Source organism: Pseudomonas rhizophila (assembly GCF_003033885.1).
Lineage (GTDB): Bacteria > Pseudomonadota > Gammaproteobacteria > Pseudomonadales > Pseudomonadaceae > Aquipseudomonas > Aquipseudomonas rhizophila.
In genome coordinates, this window is sequence record NZ_CP024081.1 from 5,230,360 (window position 1) to 5,252,780 (window position 22,421).

Genomic DNA, 22,421 nt, shown 5'->3' on the forward strand with positions numbered 1-22,421 from the left:
TCTTTTGAAACGTTGGCCTCTGAGCCGATCGTTCCCACGCTCCGCGTGGGAATGCATCCAATGACGCTCTGCGTCACAAAGGACGCGAAGCGTCCTGGGCGGCATTCCCACGCGGAGCGTGGGAACGATCTCTGTCAGCGGTTACTTCGCCGCCCAGGAGTTGAAGCGCTGCTCCAGTTGCTCACCGTTGTCAGCCCAGAAGCTGACGTCGATCTGCACCTGGTTGGCGATGTTTTCCGGGGTGGTCGGCATGTCTTTCAAGACATCCTTGGACAACAGCGGTACAGCCTGGGTATTGGCCGGGCCGTAGGCGATGTTTTCCGAGTAGATCTTTTGCTGCTGCGGTGCCACCGAGAAAGCGATGAATTTCTTCGCAGCTTCGGCGCGGGTCTTGTCCAGACCGCGTGGAATTGCCCACGCGTCGAAGTCGTAGATGCCGCCGTTCCACACCACTTTCAGGTTGCTTTCCTTCTGCACCGCAGCGATCCGACCGTTGTAGGCCGAGCTCATGACCACGTCACCGGAAGCCAGGTACTGCGGCGGCTGGGCGCCGGCCTCCCACCACTGGATGTTCGGCTTGAGTTCGTCGAGCTTCTTGAAGGCACGATCCTGGCCATCTTTGCCGGCCAGCACTTTGTACACGTCTTTCGGCGCGACGCCGTCAGCCATCAAGGCAAATTCCAGGGTGTACTTGGCGCCTTTGCGCAGGCCACGCTTGCCTGGGAATTGCTTGGTGTCCCAGAAATCCGCCCAACTGGTCGGTGCGGTTTTCAGTTTGTCGGCGTTGTAGGCCAGCACGGTGGACCACACGAAGAAGCCCACGCCGCAAGGCTGGATGGCGCCCTTGACGTAGTCTTCGGCCTTGCCGAACAGAGCCGGGTCCAGTTGCTCGAACATGTCTTCGTCACAACCTCGGGACAGCTCCGGGGACTCGACTTCCACCAAGTCCCACGAAACGCTCTTGGTGTCGACCATGGCCTTGACCTTGGCCATTTCACCGTTGTATTCGCCAGCGATGATCTTGCCGTTGCCGGCTGCTTCCCACGGCGCGTAGAAGGCTTTGGCCTGAGCCGCCTTGTTCGCCCCACCGAAAGACACCACAGTCAGGTCCGGGCCCGCCGCCATCGCGCTTGCCGCACCCATCATGCCCAGGGTCAGGGCTGTGAACTTCAGGGATCTCAACATTTATTGTTCTCTCCACGTGCAGGGTTGGTGTTGGTACAGCAGGGGGCGATCAATTCGCCTCTAGAAGGGGATCGAGCGCACGCACATGCTCGACTTGCCAGCCAAGCGGAACCACGTCCCCAACAGCGAGCCCGGGATCGAGTTCGGCAATCGGTTGTTTCACGAAGAAGTCATTCTTGCCACAGACCTCCAGGCGAACCCGGACGTGGTCGCCCAGATAGATGAATTCCGCCACCCTCCCTGAGAAGCGGTTGACACATTGTTCGCTTGCGCCGTTGAGGCTCACCCGCTCCGGGCGGATCGACAGGGTCACCGGCTCGCCGGGTTTGCCGACGTTCACCGCCAGGGCCTCGACCTTTTCACCACGCCCCAGCTCCACCAGGCAACGATCGCCGGTCTGGCTGTGCAGGCGGCCGTTGAGACGGTTGTTCTCGCCGATGAAGTTGGCGACGAAGGTGTTCCTTGGCTCTTCGTAGAGGGTGCGTGGCGGGGCAATCTGCTGGATTTCGCCTTGATGGAACACCGCTACCCGGTCGGACATGGTCAAGGCTTCGCCCTGGTCGTGAGTCACATAGACCACTGTCACACCGAGGCGCTGATGCAGATGCTTGATCTCCATCTGCATGTGTTCACGCAGTTGTTTGTCCAGGGCGCCAAGGGGTTCGTCCATCAGCACCAGTTGCGGTTCGAACACCAGCGCCCGGGCCAGGGCCACGCGCTGTTGCTGGCCGCCGGACAACTGAGCCGGGTAGCGTTGGGCAAACGTGTCCAGCTGGACCATGCTCAAGACGCGCTTGACCCGATCACTCACGTCGCTTTTGTTCAAGCCGCGCACGGTCAGCGGGAAGGCCAGGTTCTCGGCAACGGTCATGTGCGGGAACAAAGCGTAGTTCTGGAACACCATGCCGATGTCACGCTTGTGGGGTGGCACGTTGTTGATGGAGCGTCCGGCCAGCTGGATCTCACCGGCAGTGGGTGTTTCAAACCCGGCGAGCATCATCAGGCTGGTGGTTTTGCCGGAACCGGACGGCCCGAGCAGAGTCAGGAATTCGCCTTTGCGAATGTCCAGGTTGAGGTCCTTGACGATCAGGTTCTCGCCGTCGTAGCTCTTTTGCACACCACGAAAGCTGACCAGTACATCACTGGCCCCCGCGCTTGAATCGACCTGGCTCATACCCGCACCTTTTGTATTGATGACTGCTTGTGAATCAAGCCTAGTGGAGCCTGGGGCCTGCGCAAATCGGGGCGCAGGAGAGAATCGCCTCAGCCGGATGGAAGAGTCGGTGTAGGGATTTCCCTACAAGGATGGCGGGATTGGATAAGGACAGTCGTGAGTTATGAGCTGCAAGCTGCAAGCAGGGACAAAAGCGGTGTTGGGGCGTGTCGCAAATGGATATGCCGACACACTGCCCGTGTGGGAGCGAGCCTGCTCGCGATGGCGGCGGATCAGCCAGCATCGTGGTTGACTGACACACCGCCATCGCGAGCAGGCTCGCTCCCACAGGGGATTGTGGTGGGCTTAGAGCAACTTATGCTCCATCGCATACTTCACCAGTTCCGCCAAGGAAGTGATGTTGAGTTTCTGCATCAGCCGCGCTTTGTGAGTGCTGATGGTTTTGCTGCTCAGGGCCAATTGCTGGGCGATGTCGTTGACGTTGGCCCCTTGGGCCAGGCGCTCGAAGACAGAGAATTCGCGCTCGGACAGCAGCGAGTGCAGCGGTCGGCTGTCGGTCAGGCCCACTTCGAAAACCATGCGGTCGGCCAGTTCCGGGTCGATGTAACGTCCGCCGGCCGCGACCTTGCGAATCGCCATGAGCAGCAAGGCCGGGTCGCTGTCCTTGGTCGCGTAGCCGGCGGCACCGACCTTCAGCGCGCGCGCCGCCATTTGCGCCTCATCGTGCATCGACAACACCAGGATCGCCGGCGGATTGTTCAACGCACGGATCCGCGGGATCGCCTCCAGACCATTGACGCCAGGCATGGAGATATCCAACAGCACCACTTCGCAGGGCACATGCCGCAGGGTCTCCAGCAATTGTTCGCCATTGCTCGCCTCCCCCACGACCACCAGGTCCTTCGCCAGGCCGATCAACTGCTTGATGCCTTCGCGCACGATGGTGTGGTCTTCGGCTACCAGTACACGGATCACGTTTTTCTCCAGATTCAGAATCTCATCGCGAGCAGGCTCGCTCCCACAGGGTTGTGCGTGTGTGCATCTCAATCAATGTGGGAGCGAGCCTGCTCGCGATAGCGTCAGCCAAGCCAAGCCAAACAAAAATCATCAGGCCTCATTCACCGGTACCCGCACCGCCAGGGTCGTCCCCTCCCCAGGCTCACTTTCCAACGATAACTGCCCGCCCATGATCAACACCCGTTCCCGCATGCCGACCAGACCAAAGGAGGTCGGCCGCCCCGTGGCGGGAACGAATCCTACACCGTCGTCGCTCACCGTCAGACAAAGCTGGTCGTCTTCCTGCACCAGCGTCAGTTCTACAGTATGCGCCTGAGCATGGCGCATCACATTGGTCAGCGCTTCCTGGAGAATTCGAAACAGACCGATGGCCTTGGCGTCGCTCAAGGGCGGAAGATTGTCCGGCACCTGTACCAGGCATGGGATCTGCGTGCGCGCCTCGAAACGCCGCGCCTGCCATTCGATGGCCGAGGCGATGCCCGCATCAAGGATCGGAGGTCGCAATGCCGTCGCCACGTCCCGCACCAACTGGAACAACTGGGCAATCAGGCGCTTCATGCTGTTGAGCCGCTCTTGCAGGCCCGGGTCGAGCTGCGCATAGGCCAGTTCGCACATGGACGTTTCCAGCTTCAAGACGGTCAACATTTGCCCCAACTCGTCGTGGACCTCCCGAGCTATGCGCGCCTTTTCCTCTTCCCGCACGCTCTCCAGGTGCGCCGACAATTCGCGCAGTTGCTCCCTGGAGCTGGCCAGTTCCAGTTCGATGCGCTTGCTTTCGGTGATGTCCCAGACGATACCGTCCCACACGTAAGCGCCGTCCTCGAGACGACGGGTAATGGCCTTGATCTCGGCCCAGCGCTCCCGGCCTTCGCGGGTCAGGATGCGCCCCTGCCACGACCAGTCGCTGTCGCTGTCCAGCGCCTGATCCTGAGTGCGGTGATAACTGGCCTTGTCCTGGGGGTGTACGAGGCTGCGCAGGCCGGTGTCGCTACGGGCCAGGGTCGCTGGCGAATACCCCACGAGGCTTTCGCTACCCTCACTGATGTAGGCAAAGTCGATCTGCCCGGTTACCGGCGCCCGCTCCAGGCGAAAGACCAGGCCCGGGACGTTGGCAGCGATCCCCTGCAAGCGCGCCTCGCTTTCGCGCAGCGCCGCCAGCGCGCGACGGCGCTCGGTGACGTCGTTTATGTAGACCACCAGGTATTCGGCATCGCGAAAGCGCAGGAAGCTCAAGGAAACATCGGCCGGAAGGATGCTTCCATCGGCCCGCACGCATTCGGTTTCGAAACTCTGTGGCCCCTCCTCGCTGGCCCGGGCGCGTTTCCACAGGTTCAGCCAGCGATCCATGTGCAGGCCCGGTTCGAAGTCGATCAAGGGGCGCTCAATGATCGCGCCCGGCGCATAGCCCAGCATGATTTCGGCGGCGCGGTTGGCATACCGTACATGGCTATCCCAATTGACCCAGAGAATGCCGACAGTGCTTTGGTCGATGGAAAATTGTGTCAGGCGCAGGGCTTCCTCGCTGGCGGCCCGCTGGGCGATGTCATTTCGCGCATTGCGCAGGCGCCGCTCCAGCGCCCTTTGCTCGCGGCGCTGCCAAAACACGATCGCCACGCAGCTCAAGAGCAGGGCCAGCAGCAACAGGGTCAGGTTTTGCCAGAAACCCGGGGTGTCGGTCAGCCGCGGATATTTGGGCTTGAGCCAGCGACTGTGCAGTTGCTCAAGTTCCTTGGCCGGGATCGCCTGCAAACCGCTCTCGATGATGTTGGCCAACTCCGGCCAATCCCGGCGAGTGGCGACGCGCAACAGTTGCGGCAGGCCGATATCGCCTACGACCACCAGCCCGGCGAATTCAGGCTCGACCATCAGTCGCCCCAACTGCGCCTCATCGACCACCGCGTAACCGGCCTGCTGGCTCAACAACAGTTGCAACGCCTGACGCTCCAACGGTACGCCTTGAAGATTCAACGTCGGGTAGTTGCTACGCAAATAATCGGCCGTGGTACTGGGCATGCGCACCGCCACCCGCACTTGAGCATCGAGCTTTTCCAGCTCGACCCCTTCGGCGCCCTTCTTCTGGCCCACGATCAATTGCGGCACGCGCATGTAGGGGTCGGAAAACCGCCAGAGTCGCAGCCCGGCCGGGGTCTGGCTCAGCCCTGGGGCAATATCCACCTCACCGGAGCGCAACGCGGCTTCCAACTGCGCCACGTCCTGGAAATTGCGCCAGGTCAGTTCGACATTCAACGCCTTGCCCAACCACTGCATCAGCTCGACATTGGTGCCGGACAGACGCTGCAAGCGCCGGTCATATTGCGCATAGGGCGCCTGCAACACGAGGCCGACGCGCAGTTGCGGATGCTGGAGCAGCCATTGTCGCTGGCCCGCGTCCAGTTGCACCCCAGTCAACGACGGTGCGGGCGCGGCCCACGCCATCAAGGGAAGCCATAAACAGCCGATAACCCACAGGCAGCAAAAACGCATCATCGAAGTCTCATGCACTGACAAATACTGACCAACCCATTAGGCTGCCGGAAATACTTCTGGTCATGGAATATCCGATGCCCTTTGTTTATCGCCTGGCATTGCCAGCATTGTGCCTGTCGCTGATCCTGCCGAGTGCCTTTTCTGTACAGGCTGAAGAACCGGCCCCCGCGGCGGCGGATCAAGCCACCGAGGAAAAACCGGTCGAGCGTCCGCCTTTGCTCGAGCGCAGCGAGGAAGAAGCGACAGCACTTGAACGGGAGATCCCGGTCCAGGAGCAACAACAGCTACAAACCGGCAGCGACACCTTCCTGGCTCTCTGGAAACCAGCCAACACCAGCGAACCCAAGGGTGCGGTCATCATAGTCCCCGGCGCCGGCGAAACCGCTGACTGGCCTCAAGTGATCGGCCCGATGCGCAAAAAGTTACCGGATATCGAGTGGAGCAGCCTGAGTATCACCCTGCCGGACCTGCAAAGCGACGTCATCGCACCGCGCGTGGTGGAAACACCGCCCGAGACCAAACCGGCCGACGTGGCTGGCGCGGCACCGGACGCCACGACCGCAGCACCGATTGAACAAGTGGCGGGCGGCGAGGCTGACGCTGTAGATCCGGTCGTTGCCCAAACCAGCGAGGAACACCTCCTGGCCGATGCCGAACGTATCTTTGCCCGCATCGATGCCGCACTGGCCTACGCCGAACAGCAGGGCGCCCGCAGTATTGTTCTGCTGGGCCACGGCACCGGCGCCTATTGGGCGGCACGTTACCTGAATGAAAAACAGCCCTCGCAGATCGAGCGTTTCGTGATGGTCGCCGCCCAGACCCCGCTCGCAGTCAAGCCCGCCCTGGCCGAACTGACTCCCACCTTGAAACTGGCCACCGCCGACATCTTCTACATGGACAAACCGCAGGATCGCAATGCAGCGCTGGAGCGTTTACAGGCCAGTAAGCGTCTTAAAGGGTCGAGCTTCAGTCAGGTGTCACTCAAAGCGGTGCCCAACTCATCGGCGCAGCAAGAACAGCTGTTTCGTCGGGTACGGGGTTGGTTGAACCCGCAGAAGCCGGGGGAGTGAGGCTTAGACAAGCCCCAAGCCAGCCACCGTGGTGATCCCCTTCTAGCGAAAGTCCCGGCGCTCGCGGATCAACCGATAGGCGTTGTGCAACTCCCGGGTCTTGTCGGTGGCGTCACGCACTTGCAACGGCGTCGCCCCACTGCCGGCAATCTTGTCCGGGTGGTGACGACTGAGCAGACGGCGATAAGCCCGCTTGATCTGCGACGGCTCGCTGGTGGCCGAAACTCCCAGCAAGCGTAACGCCTCCTGATAGGTCGCGCCGCTGTTGGGCAACGACTGTTTGTGTGGTTCGTAATCCGCCGCCAGTGCCTGGACCTGTTGCGGCGTCCACCCCAGCCATTTGCCCCACTGAGCAAGCAACTCACGCTCGGCTATGCCCGCGCGACCGTCGGCCCAGACCATCCGCCAGCAGGCGCGCAGCACACCCTCAGCCGCATGGGGCTGGGTCGCAAGGCGACGCAAATAACCGCGCAAATGGTCGTTTCCGGTTTTGCCCCGGTTGAATGCGGCGACGGCCCGGCGTTGCGCTGGCTCGCTCAGGTCCAGCGCGCGCATCTCCTGACGCGCCTGCTGGATGTGCCCATCCACCACTCGTCCATCGCTCTTGGCCAGCCGGCCCAGCAATACAAACAGCAACTCATCGTTGCGTAATGCCGGACGGCCACCCAAACGCTCGCGCAGCTGCGCCCAGCCTTGCAGATTAAGTCGCCGATCCAGCGCCTGTCCTAATAACGCTCCCAGCATGGCCCCCGGAATGCTGGCTATGGCAAAGCCCGCCCCGGCTCCAATCAGAGTCCCTGGCCACCACATATCAACGGCTCGCTTCTATCAAGGTTTCAACCTGCGCCAAACGTTCATGAGTCCCCACATCCACCCAGTGTCCCTTCAGGTGCTCGCCGCTGACCTGGCCCTCGGCCATGGCCTTGCGTAGCAGCGGTGCGAGTTTGAACGCGCCGTCCAGGCAACCCTCGAACAACCGCGGATGCAAGACGGCAATGCCGCTGTAGGTCAGTTTGTCGGCAGCCGCCCCGCCATCATGAATCTGTCCGTCGGCCAGGAGGAAATCGCCGCCCGGATGGTGTTCGGGATTATCCACCAGTACCAGGTGCGCCAAGCCGTCCAGAGGTCGGCGCAAGGCGCTGAAATCGTAATCGGTCCAGATGTCGCCGTTGACCACCAGGAACGCCTCGTCGCCCAACAACGGCAGGGCGCGGAAAATGCCACCGCCGGTTTCCAGCGGCTCACCTTCGGGCGAGAAATGAATGCTCACGCCAAAACGTGAACCGTCCCCTAGATAATCTTCGATTTGCTGACCGAGCCAGGCGTGATTGATCACAATGTCCTTGAACCCGGCCCGAACCAAGGCACGCAGATGGTATTCGATCAAGGGAACACCGCCGGCACGAACCAGCGGCTTGGGCGTGGTGAGGGTCAAGGGCCGCATCCGCTCCCCTTTACCCGCCGCCAGGATCATCGCTTTCATGCCGTCGCTCCGGCCGACTGACGCAGGCTGGAGAGCAACTGATCCAGTTCCGCCAGTTCAGGGCGACGGGCAATGACCGCTTCTATATAGGCAAAGAAGCGCGGCACATCGCCCAGATAGCGCGGCTTGCCGTCGCGGTGGCAAATACGCGCGAAAATCCCGATGACCTTGAGATGGCGCTGCACGCCCATCAGGTCGCTGGCCCGCAGGAAATCCTCGAAGTCCGGCTGGACCGGGATGCCAAGCGCACCGGCCTGCTGCCAGTAATCCTCGAGCCAGCCACGCACGCGCTCCTCGGGCCAACTGAGAAAGGCATCCTTGAACAGACACGTGACGTCATAGGTCACCGGGCCGTAGACCGCATCCTGAAAGTCCAGTACGCCGGGGTTCGGTTCGCTGAGCATCAGGTTGCGCGGCATGTAGTCGCGATGAACCAGCACTTTCGGCTGAGCCAGCGCGCTGTTGATCAGCAGGTCGCTGGCCTGCTGCCAGAGCGCTTGTTGAGCAGCATCGAATTCGATACCCAGCTCATGCTTGACGTACCACTCAGGAAACAGCTCCAGCTCCCGGCGCAGCAAAGCGACGTCGTAGCTGGGCAGTGGCGCGACCATCGGCAGTTGCTGGAAAGCCAGCAGGGCCTGCAGGGCGTCACGGAATAATGGGTCGGCATTGTCGCCGTTGATCACGTCCAGATACGTCTGATTGCCCAGGTCATTGAGCAAAAGAAAACCGCGCTCAAGGTCTTCGGCATAAATTTTTGGCACGTTGATGCCGGATTTAGCCAGCAAAAAAGCAATGTCCACGAAGGGTTTGCAGTTTTCCTGGGGCGGTGGCGCATCCATCACGATCAAACTGCGGCCCTCGCCTTCCCAGCGGAAATAACGGCGAAAACTCGCGTCGCTGCTGGCCGCAGTCAACGTGGCCGGGGGTACGGCGCCCCAGCCCTGCTGAACAAAAAGGATCGGCAGCTGCTCATCGAGCCAAACTTTCAGGTGTTGCAGGCGTACATCTTGGTCAGGCATTGCAAGGGTCTCCGACGGCGCTAGCCGTCAAGCGGGTCATGCTTTATTATCCAGCATCTTTTTCAGACCATCGAGAGGCGTGCGGCCCACACCGCGGGCAGATGGCACGCAGGAAGCCCGGACTAATAAGATGGCATTGAAATCCCCCGCGTTTCGTAAAAAATTTCCGTTGCTGGTCACCGGCAGTCTGCTGGCCCTGCAACCCTTGGCCTCTTCATTCGTCGTCGCGGCAGAGCAGTATGACTGCTCCGTCTCCGCTTCGGGTGCCTGGGACTGTTCGCCCAAGACGCCGGCTGCTGCATTGCCGCCACGTCCGGTGCATGACGGCAGTGCGGTTTCCGCCAGCGGCGAGGCCCCGGCCGACAGCAGCTCGGGCGAAGAAGCCGGCGACAAGCCCGTGCTCGTCACCGAAGCCAAAGGCCGCGGCCTGAAGTCTCGCAGTGCGGACTACAGTCACCTGGACTGGGTTCCACGGGAGAACCTCACCCCTGCCCAATTGGCCGAAACCGGTCCTTATTGCGCCGGCGCCTATATCGAGCCCGTTCGTCCTGGCATGAATGACAAGACGGACAAAAGCGACGCTCCGACCTTCCTTGGCGCCAAAGCATCGCGCTACCAGCAGGAAGAGCAGGTGGCAACGCTGGCCGGCGACGTGGTCATGCGTCAAGGCAGCATGCAGGTCGAGGCCGACGAGGCCAACCTGTACCAGGCTGAAAACCGCGGCGAGCTGAGCGGCAACGTGCGCGTTCGCGATAACGGTGCGCTCATCGTCGGCGACCACGCCGATGTGCAGTTGGACACTGGCGAAGCCAAGGTCGACAACGCCGAATACGTGATGCACAAGTCGCGCATCCGCGGTAACGCGCTGTACGCCAAGCGTGCTGAAAACGCGATCATCCGCCTCAAGGACGGTACGTACACCACGTGCGAGCCGGGCAGCAACGCCTGGACACTCAAGGGCAACAACATCACCCTGAACCCGGCTACCGGCTTCGGCACCGCCACCAACGTGACGCTGCGGGTCAAGGACTTCCCGGTCCTGTATACGCCGTACATCTATTTCCCGATCGATGACCGTCGCCAGTCCGGCTTCCTGCCGCCGACAATCGGCACTGGCAGCGATACCGGCTTTTTGCTGGTCACCCCGTATTACTTCAACCTGGCACCCAACTACGATGCCACGTTGTACCCACGTTACATGAGCAAGCGCGGCCTGTTGATGGAAGGCGAATTCCGCTACCTGACCAAGTCCAGCGAAGGTCAGTTCGGTGCGGCGTACCTCAACGATGAAGACGATGAACGCAGCGGCCAGTCCGACTACGACAAGACCCGCTACATGTACAACTGGCAGCACAAGGGCGGGCTCGATTCGCGTGTGCTGACGGAAGTCGACTACACCAAGATCAGCGATCCTTATTACTTCCAGGATCTGCAGTCCGACCAGATTGGTGTCGAGTCAAATGACTACGTGAACCAGCAGGGCGCCGTCAGCTATCGGGGTGACAACTACGTTGCGCGGCTGAATGCCCAGGCTTACCAGATGGCGACGATTTCGAAGATCACGCCGTATAACCGCCTGCCGCAGATCACCTTCATTGGCGACCTGCCGCAGCACCCGTATGGTCTGGATTTCGCCTACAAGACGGAGCTGGTGCGGTTTGATCGAGATTTACGGACCGGCAATTACACCGATGAGGACGGCAACGCCGAGCGATGGCTGGACACCAACGTTCGCGGCCTGGCACGGGCTAACGGCAATCGCCTGAACCTGGCGCCGGTTGTGAGCCTACCAATGGAAGCAAGCTATGGCTTCATCAAGCCGTCGCTTAAATACCAGTACACCCAATACGATCTGGACCTGGATGGCACGGGCAAGTCGCAAATTGCCGCACAGTCTGCCGAGGCTGATCGCCTGCGGGGTACTTATAGTGGCAGCCAGAGCCGCGGCGTCCCAATCGCCAGCATCGACAGCGGTCTGTACTTCGACCGGGACACCCAGTGGTTTGGCAGTAACTACCGTCAAACCCTGGAGCCGCGCCTGTTCTACCTCTATGTTCCGGAGAAAGATCAGAGCGACATCCCGGTTTTCGACACTGGCGAATCCACCTTCAGCTACTCCTCGCTGTTCCGGGACAACCGTTTCTCCGGCTCCGACCGTGTCGGCGACGAGAACAAACTCTCCCTGGGCGTGACCAGCCGCTGGATCCAGGAAAACGGTTTCGAGCGCCAGCGCGTCAGCGTCGGCCAGGCCTTTTACTTCAAGGACCGCGAAGTTCAACTGCCAGGCATCGATTTCAACACGCGTGAAGATGCCAAGTCAGACGTATCTCCTTATGCACTGGAGTACGAATTCCGCTGGAACCGCGATTGGCGAACCACGGCTACGTACAACTGGGACCCGGACACCCGCAGCCCCCGCTCTGGCAGCGCGATGTTCCACTACCAGCCTGAAGACAACCCGAACAAGGTCATCAACGCCGGTTACCGCTACCGCAACGACCAGGTGCGCTACGACCAGACTACTGGCCAATGGTCCGTGGGTGGTGGCGACTATGGCACTCCGGGCACTCCGGGCTACGTGAAGGACTACTACAAGATCCAGCAGCACGACTTCTCGGTCATCTGGCCGGTCGTGCCGCAGTGGAATCTCATCAGCCGCTGGCAGTATGACTACAACCGCAACCGTACCCTGGAAGCCTTCGGTGGTTTCGAATACGACAACTGCTGCTGGAAACTGCGCCTGATCAACCGTTACTGGGTCGACTATGAAGAGTTCAGTCAAGCCGCCCCGGAAAACGAGAAGGGCGACCACGGCATCTTCCTCCAAATTGTCCTGAAGGGACTCGGCGGCCTCACCGGCGCCAAGGTAGAGAGCTTCCTCGACAAAGGCATCCAAGGTTATCGTGAACGTGAAGACCAAGCTTTCTGATTGTCTGCGCCCGCTGATGCTGGGCGCGCTGTTCCTGGGTACTGCGGCCAACGCCGCGGTACAGCCCATCGACAAAGTGGTGGCTATCGTCGACAACGACGTGGTCATGCAAAGCCAGCTGGACCAGCGCGTCCATGAAGTGCAGCAGACCATCGCCAAGCGCGGTGGTGGCTTGCCGCCTCCGGGCGTACTGGATCAACAGGTGCTCGAACGCCTGATCGTCGAAAACCTGCAATTGCAGATTGGCGAACGCTCGGGCATCCGCATCACTGATGAAGAATTGAACCAGGCCGTCGGCACCATTGCCCAGCGCAACAACATGAGCGTCGACCAGTTCCGCGCCGCCCTGGCTCGCGACGGCCTCTCTTACGAGGACGCTCGCGATCAGATCCGCCGCGAGATGATCATCAGCCGTGTGCGCCAGCGTCGTGTAGCCGAACGCATCCAGGTGTCCGAGCAGGAAGTGAAAAACTTCCTCGCCTCCGATCTGGGCAAGATGCAGCTTTCCGAGGAACTGCACCTGGCGAACATCCTGGTTCCTACCCCGGAAAGCGCCAACTCCGAAGCCATCCAGAATGCTTACCGCCAGGCGATGGACATCTACCAGCAGCTCAAGCAAGGCGCCGACTTCGGTCAGATGGCCATTGCCAGGTCTGGCAGTGACAACGCCCTGGAAGGTGGTGATATGGGCTGGCGCAAAGCCGCCCAATTGCCCCCTCCGTTCGATCGCGAACTGAGCAGCATGGCCGTGGGTGACATCACTCAACCAGCCCGCACGCCCGGCGGCTTCATTATCCTCAAGCTGTTGGAAAAGCGCGGTGGCGGTGCTCAGGTGCGTGACGAAGTGCATGTTCGTCATATCCTGATCAAGCCAAGCGAGATCCGCAGCGAAGCCGAGACCCAGCGTCTGGCGCAAAAGCTTTATGAGCGCATCGAAGCGGGTGAAGATTTCGCCGAGCTGGCCAAGAGCTTCTCGGAAGACCCGGGTTCAGCCCTCAACGGCGGCGACCTGAACTGGGTTGACCCGAACGCACTGGTGCCCGAGTTCCGCCAGGTGATGGCCGAGACACCACAAGGCCAGTTGTCCAAGCCGTTCAAGAGCCCTTATGGCTGGCACGTACTGGAAGTCCTTGGCCGCCGCGCCACCGACAGCACCACCCAGGCTCGTGAACAACAGGCGATGACCGTGCTGCGCAACCGCAAATACGACGAAGAGCTGCAAACCTGGCTGCGTCAGATTCGCGATGAAGCCTACGTCGAAATCAAACTCCCTGGTGCAGACCAGGCAGCGCAGTGAAACCCAAGCGTTTCGCGCTGACACCCGGCGAGCCTGCCGGCATCGGTCCCGACCTGTGCCTGCTGCTCGCCTCGCAACCCCAGCCACATCCCCTGATAGCCATCACCAGCCGCGACCTGCTCCTCGAGCGGGCTGCGCAGCTGGGGGTGGTCGTCGACCTGCTGCTGGTGACACCGGGAGCCTGGCCGGATGTCCCGGCACCCGCCAACAGCCTGTATGTCTGGGATACGCCACTGGGCGCCCCGGTGGTTACCGGGCAACTGGACAAGACCAACGCGGCATTCGTCCTGCAAACCCTGACCCGCGCTGCCCAGGGCTGCCTGGACGGGAGTTTCGCCGGCATGATCACCGCTCCGGTGCACAAGGGCGTGATCAACGAATCCGGGATTGCCTTTTCCGGGCATACCGAGTTCCTGGCGGACCTGACCCACACCACGCAGGTGGTAATGATGCTCGCCACCCGCGGCCTGCGCGTGGCACTGGTGACCACGCACCTGCCCTTGCGGGACGTCGCCGAGGCCATCACCCCGCAACGCCTGGAGCGGGTCACGCGGATATTGCACGCCGACCTGCAGGAAAAGTTCGGCATCGCCCGGCCCCGTATCCTGGTGTGCGGGCTCAACCCCCATGCCGGTGAAGGCGGACATCTGGGCCATGAAGAAATCGACACCATAGAACCCACCTTGGAGCGCTTGCGCAGCGAGGGCATGGACCTGCGTGGCCCGCTGCCTGCCGACACTCTGTTCACCCCCAAATATCTGGAGCACTGCGACGCGGTGCTGGCGATGTACCACGATCAGGGCCTGCCCGTACTGAAGTACAAAGGCTTCGGCGCGGCAGTCAACGTAACCCTGGGCCTGCCGATCATCCGCACATCGGTGGACCATGGCACCGCCCTGGACCTGGCCGGCAGTGGCAGGATCGATACCGGCAGCCTGCAGGTCGCCTTGGAAACCGCCTACCAGATGGCCGAGACCCATTTATGACCGAGCAATACCAACACCGCGCGCGTAAGCGCTTCGGCCAGAACTTCCTGCATGACGCTGGCGTAATCGATCGCATCCTGCGCTCCATCAATGCCAAACCCGACGATCGCCTGCTGGAGATTGGCCCGGGCCAGGGCGCGCTGACCGAAGGCCTGCTCGGCAGCGGTGCGCAACTGGATGTGGTGGAACTGGACAAGGATCTGATCCCGATCCTCAACCAGCAGTTCGCTGGCATGAGCAATTTCAACCTGCACCAGGGCGACGCGCTGAAGTTTGACTTCAATAGCCTGGAGGCTGCGCCCAATAGCCTGCGGGTGGTGGGGAATCTGCCGTACAACATCTCCACGCCGCTGATCTTTCATCTGCTGAGCAACGCTGGCCTGATCCGCGACATGCACTTCATGTTGCAAAAAGAGGTGGTCGAACGGCTCGCTGCTGGCCCTGGCGGCGGTGACTGGGGTCGCCTGTCGATCATGGTTCAGTACCATTGCCGGGTCGAACATCTGTTCAACGTAGGCCCCGGGGCATTCAACCCGCCCCCCAAAGTCGACTCGGCCATCGTCCGCCTGGTACCCCATGCCGTCCTGCCGCACCCGGCCAAGGATCATCGCCTGCTGGAGCGCGTCGTACGCGAAGCTTTCAATCAGCGTCGCAAAACCCTGCGCAACACCCTGAAGCTATTGCTCAGCAGCGCCGAAATCGAAGCCGCCGGCGTTGACGGCAGCCTGCGTCCCGAGCAATTGGACCTGGCGGCGTTCGTGCGCCTGGCCGACAAACTCAGCGAACAGGTAACGCCCAAAGCCGACGCCATCTGACAAGCTCATCGCTATCGGGTGGGACGTCTGGTCTACTACCCGATACATGGCCTAGACTGATCTTCTCAGCTACGCCCGCGTCCCGCTTCGCTTTTAAGGCCTTTTTGCATGTCCGATCTTCGTTATCAGGTCGACGTCAGCGTCGCCACCCGCTTTCTGGCAGAACAGTCGCAACCTGAGCACAACCGTTTCGCCTTCGCCTATACCATTACCGTGAGCAACAACGGCTCATTGCCAGCCCGCCTGCTATCACGCCACTGGGTCATCACCGACGGCGATGGTCATGTTGAGCACGTGCGGGGCGAGGGTGTGGTCGGTCAGCAACCGCTGATCGACGCTGGAAAAAGCCACAGCTACAGCAGCGGGACGGTGATGACGACCAAGGTCGGCACCATGCAGGGCACGTACCAGATGCTGGCGGAGGACGGCACGCGTTTCGACGCGATCATCAAGCCGTTTCGCCTGGCGGTACCCGGAGCCCTGCACTGATGGCGACGTATGCGGTCGGCGATCTGCAAGGTTGCCTGGACCCGCTCAAATGCCTGCTGGAACGGGTCGCCTTCGACCCACAGAAAGACACGCTGTGGCTGGTGGGCGATCTGGTCAATCGCGGCCCACAATCGCTTGAGACCTTGCGCTTTCTCTACAACATCCGCGATTCGCTGGTCTGCGTGCTCGGTAATCACGACCTGCACCTGCTGGCCGCCTGGCAGAACATCGAGCGCCTGAAAAAATCCGATACCTTGAGCGAGATCCTCGATGCTCCCGATTGCGTCGAGCTGCTGGAATGGCTGCGCCTGCAAAAGCTCATGCACTACGACGAGCAGCGCAACCTGGCGCTGGTGCACGCCGGCATCCCACCCCAGTGGTCCTTGCGCAAGGCGCTCAAGTACGCCGGCGAAGTCGAACACGCGCTGCGCGACGACAACCTGTTCGGCCCCTACCTGGATGGCATGTACGGCAATGAACCGGTCAAATGGGACAACGATCTCACCGGCACCGCCCGTCTGCGAGTCATCACCAATTATTTCACCCGCATGCGCTTCTGCACCCGCGACGGTAAGCTGGACCTCAAGGGCAAGGAAGGCATCGAGACCGCGCCACCTGGCTACGCCCCTTGGTTCAAACACAAAGAGCGCAAGACCCGTAATCTGAAGATCATTTTCGGGCACTGGGCGGCACTGGAAGGCCAATCCGACGAACCTGGGGTTTTCGCCCTCGACACCGGATGCGTATGGGGTAGCGCGATGACGCTGATGAACGTCGACTCTGGCGAGCAACTGCGTTGCGAGTGTGACGAACAGGGTCACGCCAAATCCCTTCATCATCCGACCATTGCATCAGTAACGGCCGCTACCATCGTTTGATCGATGCCGCGCGTCAGGCTACAGGAGTCCCAAATGACCGCTTTTAAACGCATCCCCCCAGAGCAGGCCCAGGCCCTGCGTGAAACAGGCGCGGTTGTCGTCGACGTTCGAGATCCGGCCACCTTCGCCGCCCTGCACATCAGCGGCTCGACCCATCTGGATAACCACTCCCTCTCCGATTTCATCCGCAATGCGGACCTCGATGCCCCCGTGGTGGTGGTCTGTTATCACGGCAACTCCAGCCAGAGCGCAGCCGCTTACCTGGTCAGCCAAGGCTTCTCCGATGTCTATAGCCTGGACGGCGGTTTTGAGCTGTGGCGCACGACTTATCCTGCAGAAACAGCCCCAGGTAACCCGGAATAATTTTTATGACGCCCAAGCCCACGTGAACCGCGGGTTTGGGTGATGGCGGACGAACGGTCTGCCACAACTAATTACGCATTCAACCTTTACCTCTCCGATTCCGAACTATCCTTAGCCTCAGGCCATCCAAAACAGGGGAGAGCCGGTACACCGGCGCGCGGGTTCATCGGGAGACAGCTTTCAGGAGACGGCATTTCTGAAAGCATTCTGGGGGGTAAACGGCAGCTGGGTTCCCAGCGGCCGACCAGCATCGACTGATTGATCCGACACCGGCTCCACGTATCGAGCGAGGTGACGTCATGAGTATTTTTAGCCACTTCCAGCAACGTTTCGAGTCCACGCGGCAGGAGGAATACTCGCTGCAGGAATACCTCGATCTCTGCAAGCAGGACCGCAGCGCCTACGCATCGGCTGCGGAACGCCTGTTGCTGGCAATCGGAGAACCGGAACTGCTGGATACCTCGGCCAATTCGAGGCTTTCGCGGATCTTTTCCAACAAGGTGATTCGCCGCTATCCGACCTTCCAGGACTTCCATGGCATGGAAGAGTGCATCGACCAGATCGTGTCCTATTTCCGCCACGCAGCTCAGGGTCTGGAAGAAAAGAAACAGATCCTGTACCTGCTTGGTCCCGTCGGTGGCGGTAAATCGTCCCTGGCCGAGAAGCTCAAGGAACTGATCGAAAAGGTGCCCTTCTACGCCATCAAGGGTTCTCCCGTGTTCGAATCCCCCCTGGGGCTGTTCAACGCTACCGAAGATGGCGCGATTCTGGAAGAAGACTTCGGTATTCCGCGCCGCTACCTCAATACCATCATGTCGCCATGGGCCACCAAGCGCCTGGCCGAGTTCGGCGGTGACATCAGCCAGTTCCGGGTGGTCAAGCTCTACCCTTCGATCCTCAACCAGATCGCGGTGGCCAAGACCGAACCGGGGGATGAAAACAACCAGGACATTTCGGCCCTCGTGGGCAAGGTCGATATCCGCAAGCTGGAAGAGTTTCCTCAAAACGACGCCGACGCCTACAGCTATTCGGGTGCGCTGTGCCGGGCCAACCAAGGCCTGATGGAATTCGTCGAAATGTTCAAGGCGCCCATCAAAGTGCTGCACCCCCTGCTGACCGCAACCCAGGAAGGCAACTACAACAGCACTGAAGGCCTCGGGGCGATTCCGTTCAGCGGCATCCTGCTGGCGCACTCCAACGAATCGGAATGGCACACCTTCCGCAACAACAAGAACAACGAAGCCTTCATCGACCGGATCTACATCGTCAAGGTGCCCTACTGCCTGCGAGTCACCGATGAGGTCAAGATCTACGACAAGCTCCTGTTCAACAGCTCGTTGTCCAAGGCCCACTGCGCCCCCGACACACTGAAGATGCTTGCCCAGTTCACGGTGCTGTCGCGCCTGAAGGAGCCGGAAAACTCCAACATCTATTCGAAGATGCGCGTCTATGACGGTGAGAACCTCAAGGACACTGATCCGAAGGCCAAGTCGATCCAGGAATACCGCGACAACGCGGGAGTCGATGAAGGGATGAATGGTCTGTCCACACGTTTTGCCTTCAAGATTCTGTCCAAGGTCTTCAACTTCGATCCACACGAGATCGCAGCCAACCCGGTTCACCTGCTGTATGTGTTGGAACAGCAGATCGAGCAGGAACAATTCCAGGCGGAAACCCGCGAGCGTTACCTGCGTTTCCTGAAGGAGTATCTGGCTCCGCGTTATATCGAGTTCATCGGCAAGGAAATCCAGACCGCGTACCTGGAGTCCTACAGCGAATATGGGCAGAACATCTTCGATCGCTACGTGCTTTACGCGGACTTCTGGATCCAGGATCAGGAATACCGCGATCCGGAAACCGGCGAAATCCTCAACCGCGTGGCGCTGAACGAGGAACTGGAAAAAATCGAGAAACCGGCCGGGATCAGCAACCCCAAGGATTTCCGCAACGAAATCGTCAACTTCGTCTTGCGGGCCCGGGCCAACAACAACGGCAAGAACCCGACCTGGCTCAGCTACGAGAAGCTGCGGGTGGTCATCGAGAAGAAAATGTTCTCCAACACCGAAGACCTGCTGCCAGTCATCAGTTTCAACGCCAAGGCCAGCAAGGAGGACCAGCAAAAACACAACGACTTCGTCACACGCATGGTCGAACGTGGCTACACCGACAAACAGGTACGACTGCTCTCCGAGTGGTACCTGCGGGTCCGGAAATCGCAGTGAGGCAGTGAAGCAGCGGCAAGCTTCAAGCCTTGAGCTGCAGGGGCGCTCACCGTCCCTGCGCTTGCGGCTTGCAGCTTGAAGCTGAGAACTTGAAGCTGCCCAGAGGGCCACCTATGAGCTATGTGATCGACCGACGCCTTAATGGCAAGAACAAAAGCACGGTGAACCGCCAGCGGTTTCTGCGGCGTTACCGCGACCATATCAAGAAGGCCGTCGAAGAGGCGGTCAGTCGCCGTTCCATTACCGACATGGAACATGGCGAGCAGATCAGCATCCCCGGACGCGACATCGACGAGCCGGTGCTTCACCACGGGCGTGGCGGCAAACAGACTGTCGTGCACCCCGGCAACAAGGAATTCACTAGCGGCGAACACATTCCGCGTCCGCAAGGCGGAGGTGGCGGGAGAGGTCCGGGCAAGGCCGGTAACTCCGGCGAGGGCATGGACGAATTCGTGTTCCAGATTACCCAGGAGGAATTCCTGGAGTTCATGTTCGAGGACCTCGAGCTGCCGAATCTGGTCAAGCGCAACCTGACCGGCACCGATACGTTCAAGACGGTGCGCGCCGGCATCAGCAATGAAGGCAATCCTTCGCGTATCAACATTATCCGTACGCTTCGCTCGGCCCATGCCCGGCGCATCGCGCTGTCTGGCAGCAGCCGGGCAAAGTTGCGCGAGACAAAGGAGGAGCTCGCCCGCCTCAAGCGCGAAGAACCCGACAATTTTGGCGATATTCAGGAGCTGGAAGCGGAGATCGAAAAACTTAGCGCGCGGATTCACCGTGTGCCATTTCTCGATACCTTCGACCTCAAGTACAACCTGCTGGTGAAACAACCCAACCCCAGCTCCAAGGCCGTGATGTTCTGCCTGATGGACGTGTCGGGGTCCATGACCCAGGCCACCAAGGATATTGCCAAGCGTTTCTTCATCCTGTTGTACCTGTTCCTCAAACGGAACTACGACAAGATCGATGTGGTGTTCATCCGCCACCACACCAGCGCCAGGGAAGTCGACGAAGAGGAGTTCTTCTATTCCCGGGAAACCGGCGGCACGATCGTTTCCAGTGCCCTGAAGCTGATGCAGGAAATCATGGCCGAACGCTATCCGGCCAATGAATGGAACATCTACGCCGCCCAGGCGTCCGACGGCGACAACTGGAACGATGATTCACCCATTTGCCGCGACATCCTGATCAACCAGATCATGCCGTTCGTCCAGTACTACACCTATGTGGAAATTACTCCACGGGAACATCAGGCCTTGTGGTACGAATATGAACGCATTGCCGAAGCGTTTTCCGACACATTTGCCCAGCAGCAACTGGTCTCGGCCGGGGACATCTACCCGGTCTTCCGTGAACTCTTCCAGCGCAGGTTAGTGACATGACCGCCAAAAAAGAGCAGAAGCGTCAACCCATCTCCACCGGCTCCGAATGGACGTTCGAGCTGATCCAGGCCTACGACCGGGAAATCAGCCGTATCGCGGACCGTTATGCCCTGGACACTTACCCGAACCAGATCGAGGTGATCACCGCCGAGCAGATGATGGACGCCTACGCGTCGGTCGGCATGCCTTTGGGCTATCACCACTGGTCCTACGGCAAGCACTTCCTCAGTACCGAGAAGTCCTACAGCCGCGGCCAGATGGGGTTGGCCTATGAGATCGTGATCAACTCCGACCCTTGCATCGCCTACCTGATGGAAGAAAACACCATCTGCATGCAGGCCTTGGTGGTGGCCCATGCTTGCTACGGCCACAACAGCTTCTTCAAGGGTAATTACCTGTTTCGCACCTGGACCGATGCCAGCTCGATCATCGATTACCTGGTATTTGCCAAGCAATACATCATGCAATGCGAGGAGCGTCACGGCATCGATGCCGTGGAAGACCTGCTGGACTCCTGCCACGCGCTGATGAACTACGGCGTGGACCGCTACAAACGACCGTATCCGATTTCCGCCGAAGAAGAACGCCGGCGTCAAAAGGATCGCGAAGAACATCTGCAAAAGCAGATCAACGATCTGTGGCGCACCATTCCCAAAGGGGCCGACAAGTACAGCGAGAAAGACAACGCGCGCTTCCCTGCCGAGCCTCAGGAAAACATCCTCTATTTCATTGAAAAACACGCTCCGCTGCTGGAGCCGTGGCAGAGGGAGATCGTGCGCATCGTGCGCAAGATCGCTCAATATTTTTATCCGCAACGCCAGACCCAGGTCATGAACGAAGGCTGGGCCACGTTCTGGCATTACACGCTCATGAACGACCTGTACGACGAAGGCCTGGTCACCGACGGTTTTATGATGGAGTTCCTCACGTCCCACACCAGCGTGGTGTTCCAGCCCGGTTTCGACAGCCCGTATTACAGCGGCATCAACCCTTATGCACTGGGCTTTGCCATGTACCGCGATATCCGGCGCATGTGTGAAAACCCCACAGAGGAGGATCGGCGCTGGTTCCCGGACATCGCCGGCTCGGACTGGTTGTCCGCTATCAAATTCGCCATGAGCAGCTTCAAGGACGAGAGCTTCATCCTCCAGTACCTCTCGCCCAAGGTCATCCGCGACCTGAAACTGTTCAGCATCCTCGATGATGACCAGAAAGATGACCTGCTGGTGCCTGCCATCCACGATGAAAGCGGTTATCGCGTCATCCGCGAGACACTGGCGGCGCAATACAACCTGGGCAACCGCGAACCCAACGTTCAGATCTACAGCATCGATCGCCGGGGCGATCGCTCGCTGACGCTGCGCCATCAGGCGCATGATCGCAAACCGTTGGGCGACTCAACCGATGAAGTCCTCAAGCACCTGCACCGCCTCTGGGGTTTCGACATCCATCTCGAAACCCTGCAAGGCGAGCAGGTGATGAAAACCCATCACGTGCCCCCCAGAACCGAGCAAACCGAAGGAGATTATGGCCGGTTGGACTTGGCTGTCATTCATCTTTGAACCCGTTTTCACCTCCGAAGGCCTGGCGCAAAGGTTATCCTGTCAGACCAACGGAGG

At 60.2% G+C, this 22,421-nt stretch carries 18 protein-coding genes; 11 read left to right on the forward strand and 7 right to left on the reverse strand.

The window, feature by feature from the left end:
- Positions 1-141: 141 nt before the first annotated feature.
- The 4 genes from CRX69_RS24320 to CRX69_RS24340 all read right to left on the reverse strand — a co-directional run bounded on the left by CRX69_RS24320 (position 142) and on the right by CRX69_RS24340 (position 5,863).
- The gene (locus CRX69_RS24320) at positions 142-1,185 is read right to left on the reverse strand and encodes an ABC transporter substrate-binding protein (protein ID WP_047228061.1); all 1,044 of its coding nucleotides are present in this window, start codon (positions 1,183-1,185) and stop codon (positions 142-144) included.
- A gap of 49 nt (positions 1,186-1,234) precedes the next feature.
- Entirely contained in the window at positions 1,235-2,359 is a 1,125-nt protein-coding gene (locus CRX69_RS24325; protein WP_047228062.1) for an ABC transporter ATP-binding protein, read from the reverse strand.
- Between the two features lie 345 nt (positions 2,360-2,704).
- On the reverse strand, positions 2,705-3,334 hold the full coding sequence (locus CRX69_RS24335) for a response regulator (protein ID WP_076383435.1): 630 nt from the start codon (positions 3,332-3,334) through the stop codon (positions 2,705-2,707).
- 132 nt (positions 3,335-3,466) lie between these two features.
- On the reverse strand, positions 3,467-5,863 hold the full coding sequence (locus CRX69_RS24340; protein WP_107322996.1) for a PAS domain-containing sensor histidine kinase: 2,397 nt from the start codon (positions 5,861-5,863) through the stop codon (positions 3,467-3,469).
- Between the two features lie 74 nt (positions 5,864-5,937).
- Between CRX69_RS24340 and CRX69_RS24345 the strand changes: the two genes are divergently transcribed.
- Positions 5,938-6,933: an alpha/beta hydrolase family protein gene (locus tag CRX69_RS24345; protein ID WP_076383433.1), complete on the forward strand. Its 996-nt coding sequence runs from the start codon at positions 5,938-5,940 to the stop codon at positions 6,931-6,933.
- A 42-nt stretch (positions 6,934-6,975) separates the two neighbouring features.
- Here CRX69_RS24345 and CRX69_RS24350 read toward each other — a convergent pair whose 3' ends face one another.
- Genes CRX69_RS24350 through CRX69_RS24360 form a run of 3 tightly spaced genes read right to left on the reverse strand, consistent with a single transcriptional unit; the run spans position 6,976 to position 9,438 of the window.
- On the reverse strand, positions 6,976-7,743 hold the full coding sequence (locus tag CRX69_RS24350; protein WP_047228066.1) for a TerB family tellurite resistance protein: 768 nt from the start codon (positions 7,741-7,743) through the stop codon (positions 6,976-6,978).
- Between the two features lies 1 nt (position 7,744).
- Entirely contained in the window at positions 7,745-8,416 is a 672-nt protein-coding gene (gene murU / locus CRX69_RS24355) for an N-acetylmuramate alpha-1-phosphate uridylyltransferase MurU (protein WP_047228067.1), read from the reverse strand.
- Complete coding sequence (locus CRX69_RS24360) at positions 8,413-9,438, reverse strand: aminoglycoside phosphotransferase family protein (protein WP_047228068.1); 1,026 nt, start codon at positions 9,436-9,438, stop codon at positions 8,413-8,415. The genes murU and CRX69_RS24360 overlap by 4 nt, the downstream gene beginning before the upstream one ends.
- 130 nt (positions 9,439-9,568) lie before the next feature.
- Between CRX69_RS24360 and CRX69_RS24365 the strand changes: the two genes are divergently transcribed.
- The 10 genes from CRX69_RS24365 to CRX69_RS24410 all read left to right on the forward strand — a co-directional run bounded on the left by CRX69_RS24365 (position 9,569) and on the right by CRX69_RS24410 (position 22,364).
- Complete coding sequence (locus CRX69_RS24365; protein WP_047228069.1) at positions 9,569-12,367, forward strand: LPS-assembly protein LptD; 2,799 nt, start codon at positions 9,569-9,571, stop codon at positions 12,365-12,367.
- Positions 12,348-13,664, forward strand: coding sequence for a peptidylprolyl isomerase SurA (gene surA, locus CRX69_RS24370; protein WP_155417177.1), 1,317 nt, complete (start codon positions 12,348-12,350; stop codon positions 13,662-13,664). The genes CRX69_RS24365 and surA overlap by 20 nt, the downstream gene beginning before the upstream one ends.
- Positions 13,661-14,650, forward strand: coding sequence for a 4-hydroxythreonine-4-phosphate dehydrogenase PdxA (pdxA, locus tag CRX69_RS24375; protein ID WP_107322997.1), 990 nt, complete (start codon positions 13,661-13,663; stop codon positions 14,648-14,650). The genes surA and pdxA overlap by 4 nt, the downstream gene beginning before the upstream one ends.
- Positions 14,647-15,465 carry a 16S rRNA (adenine(1518)-N(6)/adenine(1519)-N(6))-dimethyltransferase RsmA gene (gene rsmA / locus CRX69_RS24380; RefSeq protein ID WP_047228071.1) on the forward strand — a complete coding sequence of 273 codons (819 nt, stop codon included), beginning with the start codon at positions 14,647-14,649 and terminating at the stop codon, positions 15,463-15,465. Before pdxA ends, rsmA begins: the two co-directional genes overlap by 4 nt.
- 108 nt (positions 15,466-15,573) lie before the next feature.
- Positions 15,574-15,954 carry a Co2+/Mg2+ efflux protein ApaG gene (gene apaG, locus CRX69_RS24385; RefSeq protein WP_047228072.1) on the forward strand — a complete coding sequence of 127 codons (381 nt, stop codon included), beginning with the start codon at positions 15,574-15,576 and terminating at the stop codon, positions 15,952-15,954.
- Positions 15,954-16,832: a symmetrical bis(5'-nucleosyl)-tetraphosphatase gene (locus CRX69_RS24390; RefSeq protein ID WP_107322998.1), complete on the forward strand. Its 879-nt coding sequence runs from the start codon at positions 15,954-15,956 to the stop codon at positions 16,830-16,832. The genes apaG and CRX69_RS24390 overlap by 1 nt, the downstream gene beginning before the upstream one ends.
- Before the next feature lie 33 nt (positions 16,833-16,865).
- A complete protein-coding gene (gene glpE / locus CRX69_RS24395) occupies positions 16,866-17,195 on the forward strand; it encodes a thiosulfate sulfurtransferase GlpE (protein ID WP_047228074.1) in 330 nt (109 codons plus the stop codon).
- A gap of 299 nt (positions 17,196-17,494) precedes the next feature.
- Entirely contained in the window at positions 17,495-19,417 is a 1,923-nt protein-coding gene (locus tag CRX69_RS24400) for a PrkA family serine protein kinase (RefSeq protein WP_047228075.1), read from the forward strand.
- Positions 19,418-19,530: 113 nt separating this feature from the next.
- Positions 19,531-20,802, forward strand: coding sequence for a YeaH/YhbH family protein (locus tag CRX69_RS24405; RefSeq protein WP_047228076.1), 1,272 nt, complete (start codon positions 19,531-19,533; stop codon positions 20,800-20,802).
- Positions 20,799-22,364 (forward strand): SpoVR family protein, encoded by a 1,566-nt coding sequence (locus CRX69_RS24410; RefSeq protein ID WP_047228077.1) that lies wholly within the window; start codon positions 20,799-20,801, stop codon positions 22,362-22,364. The genes CRX69_RS24405 and CRX69_RS24410 overlap by 4 nt, the downstream gene beginning before the upstream one ends.
- Positions 22,365-22,421: the final 57 nt, after the last annotated feature.

What these genes read in the sequence shown, in the direction of transcription:
- CRX69_RS24320 (WP_047228061.1), bottom strand. Translation starts at nt 1,185, where the DNA reads ATGTTGAGATCCCTGAAGTTCACAGCCCTGACCCTGGGCATGATGGGT.
- CRX69_RS24325 (WP_047228062.1), bottom strand. Translation starts at nt 2,359, where the DNA reads ATGAGCCAGGTCGATTCAAGCGCGGGGGCCAGTGATGTACTGGTCAGC.
- CRX69_RS24340 (WP_107322996.1), bottom strand. Translation starts at nt 5,863, where the DNA reads ATGATGCGTTTTTGCTGCCTGTGGGTTATCGGCTGTTTATGGCTTCCC.
- CRX69_RS24345 (WP_076383433.1), top strand. Translation starts at nt 5,938, where the DNA reads ATGCCCTTTGTTTATCGCCTGGCATTGCCAGCATTGTGCCTGTCGCTG.
- CRX69_RS24350 (WP_047228066.1), bottom strand. Translation starts at nt 7,743, where the DNA reads ATGTGGTGGCCAGGGACTCTGATTGGAGCCGGGGCGGGCTTTGCCATA.
- murU (WP_047228067.1), bottom strand. Translation starts at nt 8,416, where the DNA reads ATGAAAGCGATGATCCTGGCGGCGGGTAAAGGGGAGCGGATGCGGCCC.
- CRX69_RS24360 (WP_047228068.1), bottom strand. Translation starts at nt 9,438, where the DNA reads ATGCCTGACCAAGATGTACGCCTGCAACACCTGAAAGTTTGGCTCGAT.
- CRX69_RS24365 (WP_047228069.1), top strand. Translation starts at nt 9,569, where the DNA reads ATGGCATTGAAATCCCCCGCGTTTCGTAAAAAATTTCCGTTGCTGGTC.
- rsmA (WP_047228071.1), top strand. Translation starts at nt 14,647, where the DNA reads ATGACCGAGCAATACCAACACCGCGCGCGTAAGCGCTTCGGCCAGAAC.
- apaG (WP_047228072.1), top strand. Translation starts at nt 15,574, where the DNA reads ATGTCCGATCTTCGTTATCAGGTCGACGTCAGCGTCGCCACCCGCTTT.
- CRX69_RS24390 (WP_107322998.1), top strand. Translation starts at nt 15,954, where the DNA reads ATGGCGACGTATGCGGTCGGCGATCTGCAAGGTTGCCTGGACCCGCTC.
- glpE (WP_047228074.1), top strand. Translation starts at nt 16,866, where the DNA reads ATGACCGCTTTTAAACGCATCCCCCCAGAGCAGGCCCAGGCCCTGCGT.
- CRX69_RS24400 (WP_047228075.1), top strand. Translation starts at nt 17,495, where the DNA reads ATGAGTATTTTTAGCCACTTCCAGCAACGTTTCGAGTCCACGCGGCAG.
- CRX69_RS24405 (WP_047228076.1), top strand. Translation starts at nt 19,531, where the DNA reads ATGAGCTATGTGATCGACCGACGCCTTAATGGCAAGAACAAAAGCACG.
- CRX69_RS24410 (WP_047228077.1), top strand. Translation starts at nt 20,799, where the DNA reads ATGACCGCCAAAAAAGAGCAGAAGCGTCAACCCATCTCCACCGGCTCC.